General features: G+C 32.7%; 7 protein-coding genes. All 7 read left to right on the top strand.

Annotation, left to right across the window (positions count from 1 at the left end):
* The first annotated feature begins 105 nt into the window (after positions 1-105).
* Genes H3S88_RS07540 through H3S88_RS07510 form a run of 7 tightly spaced genes read left to right on the top strand, consistent with a single transcriptional unit; the run spans position 106 to position 3,616 of the window.
* A complete protein-coding gene (locus tag H3S88_RS07540) occupies positions 106-1,083 on the top strand; it encodes a hypothetical protein (protein WP_198228474.1) in 978 nt (325 codons plus the stop codon).
* A 35-nt stretch (positions 1,084-1,118) separates the two neighbouring features.
* Positions 1,119-1,553 (top strand): hypothetical protein, encoded by a 435-nt coding sequence (locus tag H3S88_RS07535; protein WP_198228476.1) that lies wholly within the window; start codon positions 1,119-1,121, stop codon positions 1,551-1,553.
* A gap of 22 nt (positions 1,554-1,575) precedes the next feature.
* A complete protein-coding gene (locus H3S88_RS07530) occupies positions 1,576-1,965 on the top strand; it encodes a hypothetical protein (RefSeq protein WP_198228478.1) in 390 nt (129 codons plus the stop codon).
* Between the two features lie 22 nt (positions 1,966-1,987).
* Complete coding sequence (locus H3S88_RS07525) at positions 1,988-2,377, top strand: hypothetical protein (RefSeq protein WP_198228480.1); 390 nt, start codon at positions 1,988-1,990, stop codon at positions 2,375-2,377.
* A gap of 22 nt (positions 2,378-2,399) precedes the next feature.
* On the top strand, positions 2,400-2,792 hold the full coding sequence (locus tag H3S88_RS07520; protein WP_198228482.1) for a hypothetical protein: 393 nt from the start codon (positions 2,400-2,402) through the stop codon (positions 2,790-2,792).
* Positions 2,793-2,814: 22 nt separating this feature from the next.
* Positions 2,815-3,207, top strand: coding sequence for a hypothetical protein (locus tag H3S88_RS07515; protein WP_198231958.1), 393 nt, complete (start codon positions 2,815-2,817; stop codon positions 3,205-3,207).
* 22 nt (positions 3,208-3,229) lie between these two features.
* Entirely contained in the window at positions 3,230-3,616 is a 387-nt protein-coding gene (locus tag H3S88_RS07510) for a hypothetical protein (protein ID WP_198229220.1), read from the top strand.
* Positions 3,617-3,683: the final 67 nt, after the last annotated feature.

Genomic DNA, 3,683 nt, shown 5'->3' with positions numbered 1-3,683 from the left:
TTGTCATTATTGTTACCTTTTTTTATTGTTGGTTTATCATAACAATGACCTTATAAAATTGGTACTAATTAGTGTAGCCTATCCATAGGTAACGATGAATATGAAGTGTTACCAAAACCTATGACAGCAATTATACCTCTAAAAGGATTTTTAATAACTGATAAAAAATGGGGGCTATCAAGGGAATTTGAATACAATGAAACGACTGAAAAAACCCAAAATGGTCATGTATTCATATATAGTGTAAAGGTGAGCTTTAAATCAAGAGCTTTTGAAGATAAAGAACACCCTACAGGCGATCCACTAGATCCTTTTAGCAAAGAAAAAATTGAAACGCATTTGAAATTTCGATTAGCACAAGGGGATTTTCCTGCTCAGGGTGATTCAAGTTTATGTGGACCGGCTGCATTTTTTTATTGTTTATTGATCGATAGACCAGATCTGTATAAACAGATGGTGAAAGAACTTTGGGAATCAGGTAAAACTAAAATTGGCACATTAAAACTAGAACCTAGTTATGATTGTCGTCATCCGAAAAAATTTTTTAAAAATCATCCTACATTAGGATATTCACCAAAGGTTTGGGCTATAGATTGGATAACTTTGGCAAGTTTAAGGGATACAGAAAATAGTTTTTTTGATTATGATTCTCCTGATGATCAAGTCCCTGGTATTACAGTAGCAGGAGAGCTTAAAAAGTGGTTTAAAAAAGCTGGCGCTGAAATTGTTTACGAAATCAATACAAAGATAATAAATCATATAACAGGTCCCAAATTAACTTTAAAAGATTTATGCCTCTTAAATTCTTATATTCGTCCAGATATGCACGTAGTCATATTAATAAATGCAAAAATGATAAATGATTTATTCAAGACAAAGAATAAAAACCATTGGATTGTTTGGGCAGATAAATTAAGACTAATAAATGGTCACGAGATAACGGAACAAAGTTTATTAACAGAACAAGTCGCACTTAAATATTTTTCATGGGGAAAAGTAAGTGATCTACCTCAAATAAATAGGACTTTAGCTGATGTTATGCGATACTCTTTTGCAGCTTTAGTGGTAAGTAAAATACCATAAACTGAAAATTTAATAGCATTGAAACAAATGGGGAAGTGTTTAAAAAACACTTATTAGCAAATAACTCAATTAAATTAAATAAAATGAAAAAATTACAATATCGCTTTGCGCTAATAATTAAAATTCTTTTAATTTTTACTCTTACTGGTTGCTTTTGTACACAAAAAGTTGAAGTCCTACCTAAGTCGTTACCTAATGCTACATTGGGTACCCCTTATTATGCTGAAATTAAAATTTTAGGTGGCGTCGTTATAGATGAATTTTTTACCTATCATATCAAACCAGAGAACTCTGGACTAGAATTAACATATTCTCATGTTGAACCATATGGTTCGTATAATAATATAAAAGTAATGGGAACACCTAGAATTAAAGAAACAATCACCATAGAATTCTTTGGAAACACTTACGGTACAATGTGTCCGGGAGTTGAATTTGATAAAACTTATACCATTAAAGTTGAAGAATAGTATCAGAATTGGTTTAGATTTTATGAAAAAAATACGATATCACTTAATGTTAATCATTGGACTTTTTTTAACTACTGTTCTTACCGGTTGTTTTTGTATGGAAAAAGCTGAAGTCCTACCGAAGTCGTCGTTACCCAATGCCATATTAGGTATTCCCTATTATGCTGAAATTGAAGTTTATAATGGTCGTGTTATTAATGACTCTTTTCACTATCTTATTACACCTGAAAACTCAGGACTAGAAATATCTCCGACTGATTTTGGTACACATGTTTCCTTTAATGATCTTAAAGTAAAGGGAACACCTAAAGTTGCAGGAAAAATAACAATAAAACTTGCTGGATTAACTTACGGTACAATGTGTCCGGGGAGTAAATTTATTAAAACTTATACCATTAAAGTTGAAGAATAGTATTAGGATTGGTCTAGATTTTATGAAAAAATTACGATATCACTTAATGTTAATCATTGGATTTTCTTTGACTGCTGTTCTTACCGGTTGTTTGTGTTATAAACCAGAAGTTCGACCAAAAACGTTACCCAATGCCACATTGGGTAATCCCTATTATGCTAAAATTGAAGTTTTTGGTGGCCACGCTAATCGCCATGACTTTTACTATGATATCCAACCAGAAAAATCAGGACTTGAATTATCTCCTAGAGGTTTAGGAACAAAATATGTTTCCTACAATAATCTTGAAGTAAAAGGAACCCCTAAAGTTGCAGGAACAATCACAATAGAACTTTTTGGAGGCACTTACGGAACAAATACATGTCCGGGAAAACCCTATAATAAAGTTTATACCATTAAAGTTGAAGAATAGTATCAGGATTGGTCTAGATTATATGAAAAAATTACGATATCACTTAATGTTAATCATTGGACTTTTTTTAACTACTGCTCTTACCGGTTGTTTTTGTATGCAAAAAATGGAAGTTCGACCGAAGTCGTTACCCAATGCAACATTGGGTAATCCCTATTACGCTAAAATTGAGGTTTTTGGTGGCGTCGTTATAGATGAATTCTTTGCCTATCATATCAAACCAGAGAAATCAGGACTTGAATTATCTCCTAGAGGTTTAGGAACAGAATATGTTTCCTATAATGATCTTGAAATAAAGGGGACACCTAAAGTTACAGGGACAATCAGCATAGAACTTTCTGGAGGCACTTACGGTACAATGTCATGTCCGGGAAGAGACTTTAAGAAAGTTTATACCATTAAAGTTGAAGAATAGTTTAAGGATTGGTCTAGATTTTATGAAAAAACTACAACATCACTTAATGTTAATCATTGGACTTTTTTTAACTACTGTTCTTACCGGTTGTTTTTGTATGCAAAAAATGGAAGTTCGACCAAAGTCGTTACCCAATGCCAAATTGGGTACTCCCTATTACGCTAAAATCAAAGTTGCTGGTGGCGTCGTTATAGATGAATTCTTTACCTATCATATCAAACCAGAGAAATCAGGACTTGAATTATCTCCTACTGATTTTGGTACAAAATATGCTTCCTATAATAATCTTGAAGTAAAGGGAACACCTAAAGTTACAGGGACAATCAGCATAGAACTTTCTGGAGGCACTTACGGTACAATGTCATGTCCGGGAAGAGACTTTAAGAAAGTTTATACCATTAAAGTTGAAGAATAGTATCAGGATTGGAATAAATTTTATGAAAAAAATACGATATCATTTAATGTTAATCATTGGACTTCTTTTAACTACTGTTCTTACCGGTTGTTTTTGTACACAAAAAGTTGAAGTCCTACCGAAGTCATTACCTAATGCCACATTGGGTGCCCCCTATTATGCTGAAATTGATATTAACCTTCGTGTTATTCAACACCTTTTTCACTATAAAATAGAACCTGAAAACTCTGGACTGGAATTATCTCCGACTGATTTTGGAACACATGTTTCCTTTAATGATCTTAAAGTAAAGGGAACACCTAAAGTTGCAGGAGCAATCACAATAAAACTCTCAGGAACCACTTACGGTACAATGTCATGTCGGGGAAAGAAATTTAATAAAACTTATATCATTAAAGTTGAAGAATAGTATCAGGATTGGTTTAGATTTTATGAAAAAACTACAACATCACTTAATGTTAATCATTGGACTTTTT

The sequence above is a fragment of the Gilliamella sp. B14448G11 genome (assembly GCF_016101765.1).
Lineage (GTDB): Bacteria > Pseudomonadota > Gammaproteobacteria > Enterobacterales > Orbaceae > Gilliamella > Gilliamella apicola_N.
The sequence above is the reverse complement of the archived record's forward strand: the minus strand, read 5'-3'. Positions and strand labels throughout refer to the sequence as shown.